Below are 15177 nucleotides of genomic sequence, written 5' to 3'. Positions count from 1 at the left end.
ATGGCTAGAAAGAAAAAAAAGCCAGAGTCAGAAGGACTAAAAGGCGATGAATGGTTAGGTACATATTCTGATATGGTAACTTTACTTTTAACATTTTTTATACTTCTTTATTCAATGTCATCTGTAGATTCAGAAAAGTTAAAACAACTTTCAAAAGCATTTAATCAAGTGATGGTTGGAACAAAAGGCGATTCAATATTACAATATGATTTATATGACGGTGAAGTGCCTTTAGTTGGAGGAGAGTCAGATAATAAAGATATTAGTGATACAGCCCAAAGTATGTATAAGGGAGTAAAAGAATTTGTTAAAGATAATAACTTATCAGATACTGTAGATATAACAGAAGATGAAAGAGGAGTTATCTTACAACTAAAAGATAGCATACTATTTCAAACTGGTGAATCAAAACTTAAGCCAGAAAGTAAAGATATCTTAAATAAAATAAATACACTATTAAAAAGTGTTCCAAACTCAATAGTTGTTGAAGGTCATACTGATAATGTGCCTATACATAACTCAGAATATGATAGTAACTGGGACTTATCAACGGCAAGAGCTGTTACAGTTGTTAGATATTTTATTGAGGAAAAGGGAGAAAATCCATCAAGATTTAGTGCATCAGGCTATGGGGAATACAAACCTCTTGTTGCAAATAATAGTGATGATAATAGATCAAAAAACAGAAGAGTTAACATACTAATAGTTGCGAATAATAAGGAGTGATAAATTTGGCTAAAAAGAAAGAAGAAGGAAAACAAGGTGGAGGCAAAAATAAAGTCTTACTTGTGATTCTTGCGCTAATAGTTTTAGGAGCTTGCAGCTTTGGGGGGACTTATTTATTTAGTAAATCTAAAACGGCAGAAAAAAATAAGCCAGTAGTTCAAGCCTATTTTGATTTAGGGGAATTTATGGTTAACCTAAGTGATAAAGGTGGACATAACTATTTAAAAACTAAAATAAGTGTAGGTTATGATTCAGAAACAAAAGATGGTGAGCAGTACTTAAAAGATAATACAGTTGTTTTAAGAGATGCTTGTAACTATTACTTAAAATCAAAAACTTCAAAAGACTTTTCATCTAGTAACGAAAAAGAATTAAAAAAAGAACTAGTTGAAACTCTTAACAAAAAATTAAGTAAACCTATAATTTTAGATGCCTATATTAATGATATTATAGTACAATAGATATAGCTATAAAATTAAGGTAGGATAAAAAATTATGGAATTTATATTTATGATGATAAAGTTAATACTATCTTTAGGGATAGTATTAACTTTAATGTATTTAAGTTTCAAGTTTGCGGGAAACGGATTAAATAAAGTAAACAAAGATAAAAATATTAAAGTTTTAGAAAGAGTTCAACTAGCAAAGGATAGTTATTTAGTTATAGTTAAAATTTGTGGTAAAGGCTGGGTTATGAGTGTATCTCAAAATAATTCAGAGAAAATTCTTGAACTAACAGATGAAGAACTTAATAATATTGAAAAGAAAAAGATAGAATCACAAGAAGCTATGCAAGAATATTATACAAATATTCTAAGTAAAGCAAGTGAATACAAAAATAAGGTATTAAGAAAAAATAAGTCAAAGGAAGATACAGATGAAAGATAAGAAGAAAAAAATTATATTTTGTATTCTTTTATCTTTAGTTGTAGTTGGAGTGTTAGGAATAAAAGCTTATGCTGCACCAAACAATGTTTCGGTGCCAGATGTTAATATTTCTTTTGGAAATGAAGGTAGCAGAGCAGACTATGTAGGAAATATAAGACTTTTAATATTTTTTACAATGCTAGCTGTACTGCCATCACTTATAATAATGGTAACGTCTTTTACTAGAATAGCAGTTGTTTTTTCATTTTTAAAAAATGCAATGGGAGCTCAGCAATCTATACCGAGCCAAATTTTAGTAGGACTTGCTTTATTTTTAACATTATTTATTATGCAGCCAGTATACAATAAGATAAATAAGGATGCTATAGAGCCCTATTTAGATAATAAAATTACTCAAGAACAAGCAATTGATAAGGGGCTTGTACCTTTAAAAGAATTTATGCTTAAGCAAACTAGGCAAAAGGATTTAGAATTGTTTGTTGAAAGTGCAAGACTAGATACTTCAAAAGTAACTAGAGAAAATATTCCTATGACGGTAATTATACCAGCTTTTGCAATAAGTGAATTAAAAACAGCATTTGAAATAGGATTTTTAATATTCTTACCGTTTTTAATAATAGATATGGTTGTAGCAAGTGTACTTATGTCTATGGGTATGTTTATGCTTCCGCCAGTTATGGTTTCGCTTCCGTTTAAACTTTTATTATTTGTAATGGTAGATGGATGGAATCTATTAGTCAAATCACTTATAATGAGTTTTTCTTAAAGGAGGGTATATATGAGTGAAAATTTATTAGTAGGAATTACAAAAGATACAGTATATACAGCACTAAAAATTGCAGCACCAATTTTAATAACTGCGATTTTGATAGGTTTAATTGTTAGTATATTTCAAGCAACAACACAAATACAAGAACAAACCCTAACCTTTGTTCCAAAGCTTATAGGAGTAGCTGTAGTTGGAATAATCTTAGGAAGTTGGATGTTACATAATATAACAAGTTTTACAGAGAGAATCTTTGATATAATAGTCAAGATTACAACGTAGGAGGAAATAGAGTGGTAGTTAATACAGCCTATTTCTTAGCACTAAGTTTGATTTTTATTAGAATAACAGCCTTCCTTTTAGTATCTAACGTGGTTTTTCCAAGGGGAACTCCAGTAATATTAAAAGGAAGTTTTTCGCTTATTTTAGCTTATGGTGTTATCACAGGAATAGATTATAATTCTATAAATGAAATAAATAATAACTTCTCACTTATATTTGCTGTTATAAGTGAAATAATGACAGGTTTTATATTAGCATTTGTTGTTAATATGATATTTGAATTTATAAAAATGGCAGGTTCTTTTATGGATACTCAAGCTGGTTTATCTATGGTATCTCTATTAGACCCTACAACAAATTCAAATACAACATTAATGTCTAACTTTTTAATGCAAATATCTATGGTATTATTTTTTATAGTAGATGGCCATCATTTACTTATAAAACTTTTAATTAAGAGTTTTAAGATAGTTCCAGTTGGTGAAACGATCGTTTATAAAGAGACACTTATGGAAGTTATACATACTTTTTCAGATCTTTTTGTTGTTGGTGTAAAGATAGCACTTCCATTTATATTAGTAATATTTATTACTGATTTATGTATGGCACTTGTGTCTAGAACTGTTCCAGCTATAAATGTAATGATACTTGGTATGCCTGTAAAAATGCTTGTAGGTATGTTAACTTTCATAGCAATTTTACCTATAACTTTCAAAATAATAGTTGGTGTAATAAATGACATACCAAATATTTTTCAAAGTATATTTAAAGCCTCGCCAGCTATTCCTCTTGTGTTTTTAATTGCAAGTGAGGAAAAAACAGAAGAAGCAACACCTAAGAAAAAATCAGAAGCTAAGAAAAAAGGACAAATAGCTAGAAGTAAAGATGTAGGTTTAGCACTTGGTATGCTTACATGTACATTATGTATACTTATTTTTGGTAGTTATTTAGTTCAAAATATGAAAGATATATTAGAGTTTACTTTGCAGGCAGGTATGTTAGAAAAAGTTAATGATGATACTTTAAAAATAATATCATTAAAAGTTATAGTTAAGATGGGACTTCTTATCTTGCCTATAGCAATACCTATAATGATTGCAGGAGTTATTGCAAATTTAATGCAAACAGGTTTTATATTAACAGGTGAACCTTTAAAGGTCCAGTTAAGTAAATTAAATCCTATAAACGGATTTAAAAATATGTTTTCAAAAAGAAGTGCAGTAGATTTAGTTAAAAATATTACTGTTGTTGCTATAGTTGGAATACTTGGATATACCTATGTTAAAAGTAATTATAGTAAGATACTACAAATATCAAACCTATATCTGCCTACAGTAGGTAAGGAGATACAAAGTCTTATATTAGGTATATTTTTAGAGATAACAATAGTTTTAATAATTCTTGCAGCGATAGATTATTTTATACAATTTAGATTTCATCAAAAAGATTTAAGGATGTCTAAGCAAGAGATTAAAGAGGAATTTAAACAGATGGAGGGTGACCCACAAATCAAGGGTAAAATAAAGCAAAAGCAAAGAGAGATGGCAACAAGACGTATGATGCAATCTGTTGCTGACGCTACAGTAGTAATAACTAACCCAACCCATATAGCTATCGCTTTAAAATACGATGAAAGTAAAGGTGAAGCACCAGTTGTTGTAGCAAAGGGTGCAGACCATATTGCAATAAAAATAAAAGAACTAGCAAAGGAAAATAATGTTCCTATAATGGAAAACAAACCTTTGGCTAGACTTATGTTTGATCAAGTTGAAATAGATCAGCAAATCCCAGGGGATATGTATCAAGCAGTAGCAGAAATTTTAGCGATGGTTTATAAGATGAAAAATAAAATTTAGATGAGAGGATGGGGAAATATTGGATTCGTTTGGAAAGAAACGTTTTGACATAAAAAATAATTTGGATATTTTTGTAGCCTTTGGAGTAATCTGTATAGTTATGATGATAATTATACCGTTACCTAAAATGCTATTAGATATCTTGTTAGCATTTAATATTACATTATCAATCATAATTATTATGATTACAATGTTTACAACTAATGTATTACAATTATCAGTTTTCCCAACATTATTACTTGTAACTACATTATTTAGATTAGGATTAAATATTTCTTCAACAAGACTTATACTTACAGAAGCAGATGCCGGAGAAATTATAAGGGCATTTGGTGATTTTGTAGTTGGAGGAAATTATGTTGTTGGTATAATTATTTTCTTAATAATTATAATCATACAATTCGTAGTTATAACAAATGGTGCAGGTAGGGTATCAGAAGTATCAGCAAGATTCACACTTGATGCTATGCCAGGTAAGCAAATGAGTATAGATGCAGATTTAAACTCAGGGCTTATAGATGAGCAAGAAGCTAAGAAAAGAAGAATAGACCTTCAACAAGAAGCAGACTTTTACGGGGCTATGGATGGTGCATCTAAGTTCGTAAAAGGGGATGCAATTGCAGGTATTATAATTACGGTTATAAATATAATAGCAGGTATTATAATAGGTGTAACTCAAAAAGATATGAGTGCAAGTGAAGCAGCTCATACTTATGTTCAATTAACAGTAGGGGATGGGCTTTGTAGCCAGGTTCCTGCACTTTTAATTTCTACAGCGTCAGGTATGCTTGTAACAAGGTCTGGTAGTACTAAAAACTTCGGTAAAACTCTTACAAGTCAGTTAACAGCATTTCCTATAGCTTTAGGACTTGCAAGTGCTGTAATGTTTGGGTTAGCTTTAGTTCCAGGTATGCCAAAGTTTCCATTTTTAGTAGCAGCAGTTGCTATAGGATCAGTTGCTTATATGTTACATAAAGAGAATTTGAAAAAGTCTCAAATGGATATAATGTCTATCGAGGATGAAGAGATGGAAGATCCAATTTCAAGAGAACCTGAAAATGTTATGGATTTAATATCTGTTGAGCCTATGGAAGTTGAAATAGGTTATGGGCTTATACCTCTTGCAGATGAAGGAACCGGAGGGGATCTTCTTCAAAGAATTGCATCTGTTAGAAGGCAATGTGCAATTGAGATGGGAATTGTTGTACAACCTATAAGAATTAGAGATAATCTTCAGCTTAAGACTAATGAGTATGATATTAAGATCAGGGGAACAGTGATTGCAAGGTCAGATCTTATGCCAAGCATGTTACTTTGTATGGATCCGACAGGTGATGCATCTGAAATTGCAGGTATAAAAACCGTAGAGCCAACCTTTGGACTTCCAGCTGTTTGGATAAATAAAGACCAAAGAGAAGAAGCAGAGATAAAAGGCTTAACTGTAGTTGACCCGACAACTGTTATGGTAACTCATTTAACAGAAACTATAAAAGCACATTCATATGAACTATTAGGTAGACAAGAAGTTAAACTTATAGTTGATAATGCACGTGAAAAATATAGCGCTGTTGTAGATGAATTAATACCAGACCTTTTAACTATTGGTGAATTACAAAAGGTTCTTCAAAATCTTTTAAGAGAAAAGGTTCCAATAAAAGATATAGTTACTATTATGGAATCACTTGCAGATAATTCTCAAAACACTAAAGATATAGAGATACTTACAGAATACGTAAGATTCTCGTTAGCTAGAACTATTACAAACCAAATAGTAGATGAATATAGAAGAATTGTTGTAGTTACTTTAGACCCAGAACTTGAAGAACTTATAGGTTCTAATATTCAAAAGTCAATTCAAGGTTCATTCCCAGCTATTGACCCTGATACTACAACTAGAATATTTGAAAGTTTAAGAAATACAATAGACTCAGTTTATTTCAATAACAACCAACCAATAATATTAGTATCACCTAATATTAGGCCAGTATTTAGAAAGCTTATAGAGATGGTATTCCCACATGTTATGGTCCTTTCACTAAACGAAATTCCAAATGATGTGGAAATAAGAACTGAAGGAGTTGTAACTATATAAAATGTTAATAAAGAGATATCTAGTTAAAAATATGAATGAAGCTCTTACTAGGATCAGACATGAATTAGGTAAGTCAGCAGTTATAATTTCTCAAAGAAAAGTTAGAAAAAAAGGAATTTTAGGATTTTTTGAACCTAAGATGATAGAAGTAACAGCAGCTGTAGAAAATTCGGATTCTAGCAAAGAAGACTTTAAAGAAAGTAAAGTAGAGGATTCAATAAATAGTATAAAAAAAGTGATGGAAGATACTATTAAAGAAAAAGAAAATACTTCATTTAAAAGTTTAGTAAAAGAAAATTTAGAAAAAAATGATATTAAACTTCAAAAAGAAGATGACGAACTTAATAAAGAGATAAGTGAAATGAAAAATTTACTTAATACTGTTATAAAAAATACAACAAAAGAAGAAAAAGAAGACGTTATATTAGAAATTCTTGAAGAACTTGATATAGATAAAGAATTTATTCCAAAAATTTTAGAAAAATTAGAGGGAATAAAAAAAGAAGATAGAATAAAAAAATTAAAAGAGATTATAATTTCTGAAATTGATTTATCAACAGAAGATATAAAAGGTAATGTAGTATTAGTTGGACCAACGGGAGTTGGAAAGACTACTACTATCGCAAAACTTGCAGGAAAACTTTCATTAAAAGATAATAAAAAAGTAGGTTTAATAACTGTAGATACATATAGAATAGGGGCAGTGGAACAACTTAGAACATACGCAGAGATTATGAACATTCCATTTAAAGTAGTAATAAATACTAAAGATATGGAAGAAGCTATAGAAGAAATGAAAGATTTAGATGTAGTTTTAATAGATTCAACAGGAAGAAGTAGCAAAAATGCTATGCAAATTTCAGAACTTAGAGCCTTTATCGATAAGACAAATGCAGATAATATCAACTTAGTAATAAGTGCAACAACTAAAAATAAAGATATAAAAGCTATTGTAGATGGATATAATACCCTAAGTTATGATAAAATAATAGTGACAAAACTTGATGAAACATCCTCGTATGGCAGTATTTACAATATTTCTAAAAGAGCAAATAAACCTATAAGATTTTTAACAGTAGGACAAAATGTACCAGACGATATAAAAGATGTCTCTAAAGAAAGTTTAGAAAAGATTGTTTTTAGGGAGGTCAATATATGTTAGACCAAGCTGAATCTTTAAGAAGGATGGTGCAAGAAAAAGTTAAAATAGTCACTGTAACATCAGGTAAAGGTGGTGTTGGTAAAAGTAATTTTGTGGTAAACCTTGGAATTACCTTACAAAAGAGTGGCAAAAAAGTTCTTATATTTGATGCAGATATAGGAATGGGAAATGATGATGTACTTATGGGGGTATATCCTAAATATAATATTTTTCATGTTATTAAAGGTATGGATATGAAAGATATTATAGTTAAAGGTCCTGAAGGGATAAGTCTTGTTGCAGCAGGTTCAGGGATAAATGCTATAGAAGACTTAAATGAAGAACAAAGAAGAATATTCCTAAATAGGCTTAAAGACTTAGAAGGATATGATTATATTTTAATAGACACAGGAGCGGGAATTAATAGAAGCGTGCTAGCTTTTATTGCGTGCTCGGAAGAGGTTATTGTAGTTACAACTCCAGAGCCCACATCTATGACTGATGCTTATTCACTTTTAAAAGCTGTAAATCATTTTGAATTAAAAAATGAAGCAAATATAGTTGTGAATATGACATTAGATAGTAGTGAAGGAAAAAATACTTTTGAAAAAATGAAAAATGTTGTAGAGAAATTTTTAACTCTAAAGGTTAATTATCTAGGGGAGATACCAGAAGATTTAAAATTAGTTCAAAGTGTAAGAAGTCAAAAACCATTTGTTTTGATGCACCCAAAGAGCAAATCATCTAAAGCATTAGAGAGTATTTCAAATAAATTTGTAAATGAGGGAAAGATAGGGGAGGAAACTGTTAAAGGATTGTTTAGCAAATTATTTAACATATTTTCGTAGGAGGACTATTAATGGCAAAAACAAACTTAAAAATCAATACAAAGATTGAACTAATGACAGAGGACGGGTTATTTAAAAGTGTAGTCCAAGATATACAAGACGGACTAATGTATATCAATATTCCAATAGGGATGGAAGGATATTTGCCATTACAAGTGGGAAAAATAATCGATTTTAATTACTTTGTGGAGAATGTGGGTTATTTTAATTGTTCTTCAAGAGTTTTAAAAAAAGTAATTGAAAATAATATACCTATGTATATGGTAACTTTACCTAAAGATGAAATAAAGATTCAAAGAAGAAACTTTGTTAGGGTAGAGACTATAGAACATGCCTTTTATAGCATTTTAGAGGAAGAAAAATGGAAAAGAGCTATTATGCTAGATTTAAGTGGCGGGGGAATGAGAATTAAAATTAATGAAGAAATAGAGTTAGGTAAAAGATTAAGAGTAAACATTATACAAGATGATGAAAAGATTCAGATTCTTGGAGAAATAATCAGAGTAGAAAGCACTGAAGGTTTAGTTAAAGATGAAAGAATTTACGGTGTAAGTTTTGATGATATGAACGAGTTTAAGCGAGATAAAATTATTAAAAAAGTTTTTGCCCTTATACAAAAGCAAAGGAGGCTTGTATAAGGTTTTAGACTAAGGGAGGGAATCTATATGGCAAGTCAAGATGCAATGGAAGTTAGAGCAAAAATAGTTAAGGAATATATTCCACTAGTTAAACATATTGCGTCTAGGGTTTCACTTGGAAAAAACAAGTATATAGAGTATGAGGATTTAGTTGGTTATGGAATGATAGGCCTAATGGATGCTATTAATAGATTCGATGATACTAAAGGGATGAAATTTTCATCTTACGCAGCTCTAAGGATAAAAGGTTCGATGATAGACGAACTTAGAAAACAAAGACCAATTTCAAAAAATGCTATGGATAAATTAAAAGCATATAACGAATGTGTTGAAAAACTACAGACGGAACTTTTAAGAGATCCAACGACAGAAGAAGTAATGGCAGAACTTGGAGCAACTCATAAAGAAATACTTGAAGTTGAGGGGTACATAAATTATATGGCAGTCGTCTCATTAGATGAGGTTATATTTAGTGATGATGATGAAATGAATTTAATGGGAGTAATTGAGGATAAAAAAACATTAAGCCCAGAACAAGAATTCATTCAAAAAGAAAAGATTGAAATCTTAGGGGAAGCGATTGAAGAACTTAAAGAAAAAGATAGGATAGTTTTAAATCTTTACTACTATGAAGAATTAACTTTAAAAGAGATAGGTAAGATTTTAGAAGTCTCTGAATCTAGAGTTTGTCAGCTTCACAGTAGAGCAATTAGAAACCTAAGAGAAAAAATGAAAAGTAAATTTAGCTTACCAGTTTAGAGGAGATTATATGCCAGCAATTTTATTAATAATAGGGATAGCTATTGTAGTATTTAGCTTAGTATTTATAAAAAAAGAAGATAATTCTTTTTCTAAGTTAGTAAAAGATAAAGAAGAAAATTCAGATTTAAGGGATTTAGAGATAGCAGAAATTAGAAGAACCTTTGGTGAAACTATTGCAGATTTGCAAATTGAAATTAGAAACCTTAAAAATGAAATCGAAGAATTAAAAACTAATGAAAAATATACTGTAAAAAAGAAAAAAGATTTATCAATTAATAAGGATGTTATATCGGATATAAATTTTAATGCGCTTAAACAAAAAAAAGAAGTCAAAAAGCCTAAAGAAGATGAAAATAAAGGCGATAAAATAAAAGAACTTATAGAAAAAGGTCTATCTGATAACGAAATCTGTGATAAATTATCAGTAGGTAAGGGGGAAGTACTATTAGTAAGAAGTTTAAACAAAAATTAAAAAATATCCTACCGTTTTTCTATGATAAAAAATTCCTTTTAGGTATTGGTATAGGACTTATTATTGGTGTAATATTTATGATGGGATACAAATATCAAAGTTCTATGACAAATGCGCAAATAGAAGAAAAGGCTAGAGGACTTGGAATGCATTACAAAGATGAATGTAAGGTATTTTTAGGAGGAGAAGATAAAAAATGATAAGAGGGCTTTATACAGCTGTTTCTGGATTAATAACATTAGAAAATAAACAAAATACTATTGCTAATAACATGGCAAACTCAAATACAATAGGTTTTAAAAGTGATGAACTAGGATTAAAGAGCTTTAAAGAGGTTTTAGTATCTAACAAAGATAAAATACTAGGTAATCAAAACGTAAAACAAGATTTAGGTAAATTAGCTTTAGGCGTAGAAACTGACAGAGTAGATACTGTATTTACTCAAGGTGATTTTAAAAATACTGGTAAAATAGGAGACTTTGCTATAGATGGTAGGGGATTTTTTACAGTACAAAGAGGAAATGAAAGACTTTATACAAGAGATGGTAATTTTAGAGTAGGAACTGATGGAAATTTAATTACTACAACAGGAGATAAAGTTTTAGGAGTTAATAAAAATACTGGAAGAGTAGAGCCGATTTTTGTTGGAAATAGTAAATTCCAATTAAACAAAAGCGGTGAATTAGAAATACCAGGTAAGCCAAGCTACAAATTATTAACTGCTGATTTTAATGATTATAAAAGCTTAAAAAAGGTTGGAGACAACTATTATAAAGGGGAAAACCCTATAACGGATGCAAATGTTAAAGTTAACCAAGGATACTTAGAATTATCTAATGTTGATATAACAGATTCTATGGTTGATATGCTTGCAGTAATGAGAAACTTCGAAACTAATCAAAAATTTGTAACTATGATGGATGATAGTTTAGGAAAAGCTGCAAATGATATAGGACAAGTTAGATAAGAGAGGAGAATTTAGATGCTAAGATCGCTATTTACAAGTAAAAGTGGGATGTATGCCCAGCAAAATAAATTAGATTCAATATCAAATAACTTAGCTAACTCAACAACAATGGGTTATAAGAGAGTAGATGTAGGCTTTAAAGATCTATTAAGTGAATCTTTAGATAGAAAAGGTACTCCTCTTAATGATAAAGAATCAATAATGGGAACTGGAGTTAGAACTACAGATTATTTTAGAGATAACTCTCAAGGGATGCTTCAGCAAACAATGAGATCTACTGACCTTTCAATAGATGGAGAAGGATATTTTAGAATTGATACTCCAGACGGTAAAGCATTATATACAAGAGATGGTTCTTTTAAAATTGATGCTAGAGGAAGATTAGTTGACGGAAGAGGAAATAAAGTTCATATGAAGTATGAACAAGGATATAATGAGAATAACGTTAAATTAACTACAAGTAATATGTTAGTTGATAATACAGGAGCTGTTTTTGTAAAAGATAATGGAACTTTTAAAAAGGTTGCTTCTATTCCAACGTATACTGCTACAGGAAACGAATCATTTAATTCTGTAGGAGATAACCTTTTTGAAGCAGGAAATGGCGTTACAGTAACAGAAACTACTAATAATGACGTTTATCAAGGTCTACTAGAATCATCTAACGTAGACGTTGCACAAGAGTTTACTGATATGATTTTAACTCAAAGAGCATTCCAATTAAGCTCAAAAAGCTTACAAACATCAGATGATATGTGGGGAATGATAAACAACATGAGATCTAGATAGGATAAAGAAGGTATTAGACCTTCTTTTTTTTTAGTAATCTTTCGATTTTGTAAGGTTTATGAAAGCCAAAAGTCAAGCTTTTCCTTAGTTAGAGAGGGTATAATTATATCATCTAACAAAGGAGGACATACTCGTGTTTATTATTTTATTTATAGTATGTATTATAACAGGAATCATTTTATATAAAGAGCCTAGAGATTTTATAGTAGGATCAATATTTACCCTATCAACTTTAGGTGTTTTTCTATATCTTTTAGCTTTTTTAGCTTCGGCAATTTCAATTTTTAAAGCACCGCTTGTAATAATAGTTTTTATAGGAGCACCTTTAGCTGTAATATTCTTTTGTGTGTTTTTAATTAAAAACGGAAAGATTATGAGGCTTAAAGAGGGGAGGCACCTAGCAAATAGGTTATCTTTAATCTTTGGGGTATATATAATTTTTGTAATTTCAGTAACTTTATCCTTACTTTTTTACGGAGAACATATGAATAAAATAGTATTTAAAGTTTTATTACTTATAGTTATTTTATCAGTTTATTTTGGAATGATACTTTTTATTTATTTAGCTTATTCTTATTTATATCAAAGGATACACTTTAAAAAGAAAAGTGAGTTTATTATTGTTTTAGGAGCTGGATTAAACAAAGATAAAGTTACACCATTATTAAAAAGTAGATTAGATAAGGGAATAGAGATGTATAATATACAAAAAAATAATGGAGTAAAAGCTAAAATAATAGTTTCTGGGGGGCAGGGGGTTGATGAATTAGTATCAGAAGCTTTTGCTATGAAAGAATATTTATTATCTCAAAATATTCCAAAAGAAGATATAATAATGGAAGATAAATCTAAGACTACATACGAAAATATGAAGTTTTCAAAAGATATAATGGATTCTTTAAAAGATAATTATAATTCAATATTTGTTTCAAATAACTATCATGTATTTAGAGCAGCTATCTATAGTAGAAAAGCTAAGTTAAAAGCTTATGGGGTAGGTGCACCAACATCATTTTATTTCTTGCCTAGTGCACTAATTAGAGAATATATAGCTATACTTTTTATTTATAAAAGAATAAATATTTTCGTAATATTAGTATTAACTTCTTTGATGTTTTTATTAAATTAAAAGAAAGTTATCTAAAATATATGTTATATAGGTTAAAAAAGGAGTAATCATCTGATTACTCCTTTAAATTAGTCATTCATAGCAACATTTGTTAGTGGTGGTACTACTTGTTTCTTTCTTGAAAGAACTCCAGGTAAGAAAGCAGTAGAATCTACTAATTTTATGTTGAAGGCTTTCTCAGCTAAATCGGATCTAGAACCTGCAACTAATATTTGTGAACCTTCGTTAATTATGTCTGTAAGAAGTAGCATTACTACATTTAGGTTAGCTTCGTCAGCTTTTTTGTTCATGTATGATAGCATATCTTCTTTTAGAGGCATAAAGCCTTCAATATCCATAGTATTAACTTGTGCTACTCCAACTTTTAAATCTCCCATATTAAATGGTTTAAAGTCAGCGTTAAATATCTCTTCAACAGATTTTCCTTTAAGAGAAGTACCAGCTTTAAACATTTCTTTTGCGAAATCTTCTAAGTTTATTTCAGCAATTTCAGAAAGTCTATGGCAGATTTCTTTGTCTTGAGGAGTGCAAGTTGGGCTTCTAAATAAAAGTGTATCAGAAACTATTGCACCGCAAAGTAATCCTGCAACTTCTTTAGAAGGTCTTACACCATTTTCAAAATAGCATTTAGCAACTATTGAAGATGTACTTCCTATAGGTTCATTTCTAAAGAAGATAGGGTTTTGAGTTTGAATATCAGCAACTCTGTGGTGGTCGATGATTTCAAGAACCTCAGCTTCTTCAAGTCCAGGAACTGATTGACCTCTTTCGTTGTGGTCAACTTGTATAACCTTTTTCTTAAAGTCAGAAATTAAGTGGTATCTAGACATAGTTCCTATAACTAATCCATCTGGAGTAGTAACAGGGTAACTGCTATATCTAGTTTGAAGCATACTTTCTTTTACATCTTGGACTAATTCATCAGTTCTAAAGCTTACTAGGTTTTCTGTAGCCATTACAAAGCCAACAGGAATACTTTGAACTATTAATCTTGAAGCTGTGAAAGAATCGTGAGGAGTACTAATTACAGTAACTCCAGCTTCTCTAGCTTTAACTATTAATTTTTCGTTTAAGGTATTTGAACCAGTAATAATAATTAATGATACTTTTTGATCTATTAATTCTTCTTGTACGTCAGCTCTATCACCAACTATAGCTATATCTCCTGATTCTATATGTTCTTTCATTGAGTCAGGTCTCATAGCTGCAACACATATTTTCCCAGGGAAAACCTTAGTGTCCTCATTTACGTATACTTCTTTAGCTTTTAATGTATCTATAATATTATCTAAGCTAGTATTACTCTTACTTAATATTTTGTTATCCCAAATATCCATATAAGCTGATGTTAAGTTTGATAAAGAAATTATTCCTTTTAAATGCCCGTTTTCATCAGTTACAGGTAGAGATTTGATATTTTTTTCTCTCATTATATTCCAAGCCATTCTTAGTGATATATGAGATGAAATTGGACTTATGTGGTCTATTTTTAAGTCCTCAACTTTTAATTTTACTGTTTCTAAAAATTCTGGTGCTTTTACGTTAAAGTAATCAAGTATAAATTGAGTTTCTTGATTTACTTTTCCTAATCTAACTGGTATAGCTGGAATATCTCCAATTTTATTCTTTAGTGCTGCGTATGAGACTGCTGCACATATTGAGTCAGAATCAGGATTTCTGTGACCAGTTACGTAAATTACGTCTTTCATAGTCAGTTCCTCCTTTATATACGAATACATAATAATTTTAATTCTTAAATATAAAAAAGTAAAGTAGACTTTAATAATAAAATGTTTCATAACTTAAATACTTTTAAATATA

General features: G+C 29.9%; 17 protein-coding genes. 16 read left to right on the top strand and 1 reads right to left on the bottom strand.

What is annotated here, in order from left to right; genetic code table 11:
- The 16 genes from INR60_RS07830 (at position 1) to INR60_RS17605 (ending at position 13356) form a co-directional block, all read left to right on the top strand.
- Positions 1-726 carry an OmpA family protein gene (locus INR60_RS07830; RefSeq protein ID WP_194190912.1) on the top strand — a complete coding sequence of 242 codons (726 nt, stop codon included), beginning with the start codon at positions 1-3 and terminating at the stop codon, positions 724-726.
- Between the two features lie 5 nt (positions 727-731).
- Complete coding sequence (locus INR60_RS07825) at positions 732-1187, top strand: flagellar basal body-associated FliL family protein (RefSeq protein WP_194190911.1); 456 nt, start codon at positions 732-734, stop codon at positions 1185-1187.
- A gap of 49 nt (positions 1188-1236) precedes the next feature.
- Complete coding sequence (locus INR60_RS07820; RefSeq protein ID WP_194190910.1) at positions 1237-1614, top strand: flagellar biosynthetic protein FliO; 378 nt, start codon at positions 1237-1239, stop codon at positions 1612-1614.
- Positions 1604-2380, top strand: coding sequence for a flagellar type III secretion system pore protein FliP (fliP, locus tag INR60_RS07815; protein ID WP_194190909.1), 777 nt, complete (start codon positions 1604-1606; stop codon positions 2378-2380). Before INR60_RS07820 ends, fliP begins: the two co-directional genes overlap by 11 nt.
- A 12-nt stretch (positions 2381-2392) precedes the next feature.
- The gene (gene fliQ / locus INR60_RS07810; RefSeq protein WP_194190908.1) at positions 2393-2662 is read left to right on the top strand and encodes a flagellar biosynthesis protein FliQ; all 270 of its coding nucleotides are present in this window, start codon (positions 2393-2395) and stop codon (positions 2660-2662) included.
- A gap of 11 nt (positions 2663-2673) precedes the next feature.
- Positions 2674-4518 carry a fused FliR family export protein/FlhB family type III secretion system protein gene (locus INR60_RS07805; RefSeq protein ID WP_194190907.1) on the top strand — a complete coding sequence of 615 codons (1845 nt, stop codon included), beginning with the start codon at positions 2674-2676 and terminating at the stop codon, positions 4516-4518.
- Positions 4519-4537: 19 nt separating this feature from the next.
- Positions 4538-6610, top strand: coding sequence for a flagellar biosynthesis protein FlhA (gene flhA, locus INR60_RS07800; protein WP_194190906.1), 2073 nt, complete (start codon positions 4538-4540; stop codon positions 6608-6610).
- Position 6611: 1 nt separating this feature from the next.
- On the top strand, positions 6612-7772 hold the full coding sequence (gene flhF / locus INR60_RS07795) for a flagellar biosynthesis GTPase FlhF (protein WP_194190905.1): 1161 nt from the start codon (positions 6612-6614) through the stop codon (positions 7770-7772).
- Positions 7766-8599, top strand: a complete 834-nt coding sequence (locus INR60_RS07790; protein ID WP_194190904.1) for a MinD/ParA family protein — start codon at positions 7766-7768, stop codon at positions 8597-8599. Before flhF ends, INR60_RS07790 begins: the two co-directional genes overlap by 7 nt.
- An 11-nt stretch (positions 8600-8610) precedes the next feature.
- Positions 8611-9237, top strand: coding sequence for a flagellar brake protein (locus INR60_RS07785; RefSeq protein ID WP_194190903.1), 627 nt, complete (start codon positions 8611-8613; stop codon positions 9235-9237).
- 27 nt (positions 9238-9264) lie between these two features.
- The gene (locus INR60_RS07780) at positions 9265-9996 is read left to right on the top strand and encodes a FliA/WhiG family RNA polymerase sigma factor (protein ID WP_194190902.1); all 732 of its coding nucleotides are present in this window, start codon (positions 9265-9267) and stop codon (positions 9994-9996) included.
- Positions 9997-10006: 10 nt separating this feature from the next.
- Positions 10007-10471: a DUF6115 domain-containing protein gene (locus INR60_RS07775; RefSeq protein ID WP_194190901.1), complete on the top strand. Its 465-nt coding sequence runs from the start codon at positions 10007-10009 to the stop codon at positions 10469-10471.
- A gap of 77 nt (positions 10472-10548) precedes the next feature.
- The gene (locus INR60_RS17535; RefSeq protein ID WP_274380435.1) at positions 10549-10671 is read left to right on the top strand and encodes a hypothetical protein; all 123 of its coding nucleotides are present in this window, start codon (positions 10549-10551) and stop codon (positions 10669-10671) included.
- Positions 10668-11438: a flagellar hook-basal body complex protein gene (locus tag INR60_RS07770; RefSeq protein WP_194190900.1), complete on the top strand. Its 771-nt coding sequence runs from the start codon at positions 10668-10670 to the stop codon at positions 11436-11438. Before INR60_RS17535 ends, INR60_RS07770 begins: the two co-directional genes overlap by 4 nt.
- Positions 11439-11453: 15 nt before the next feature.
- Entirely contained in the window at positions 11454-12227 is a 774-nt protein-coding gene (locus INR60_RS07765; RefSeq protein WP_194190899.1) for a flagellar hook-basal body complex protein, read from the top strand.
- 133 nt (positions 12228-12360) lie between these two features.
- A complete protein-coding gene (locus INR60_RS17605) occupies positions 12361-13356 on the top strand; it encodes an ElyC/SanA/YdcF family protein (RefSeq protein WP_194190898.1) in 996 nt (331 codons plus the stop codon).
- Between the two features lie 68 nt (positions 13357-13424).
- On the opposite strand, the gene INR60_RS07755 is transcribed toward INR60_RS17605, so the two are convergent.
- Entirely contained in the window at positions 13425-15065 is a 1641-nt protein-coding gene (locus INR60_RS07755) for a putative manganese-dependent inorganic diphosphatase (RefSeq protein ID WP_194190897.1), read from the bottom strand.
- Positions 15066-15177 lie beyond the last annotated feature (112 nt).

It is taken from the genome of Clostridium chrysemydis, from assembly GCF_015234215.1.
GTDB lineage: Bacteria > Bacillota > Clostridia > Clostridiales > Clostridiaceae > Clostridium > Clostridium chrysemydis.
Note: the sequence above shows the minus strand (reverse complement) of the source record. Positions and strands in the feature narration are given on the sequence as shown.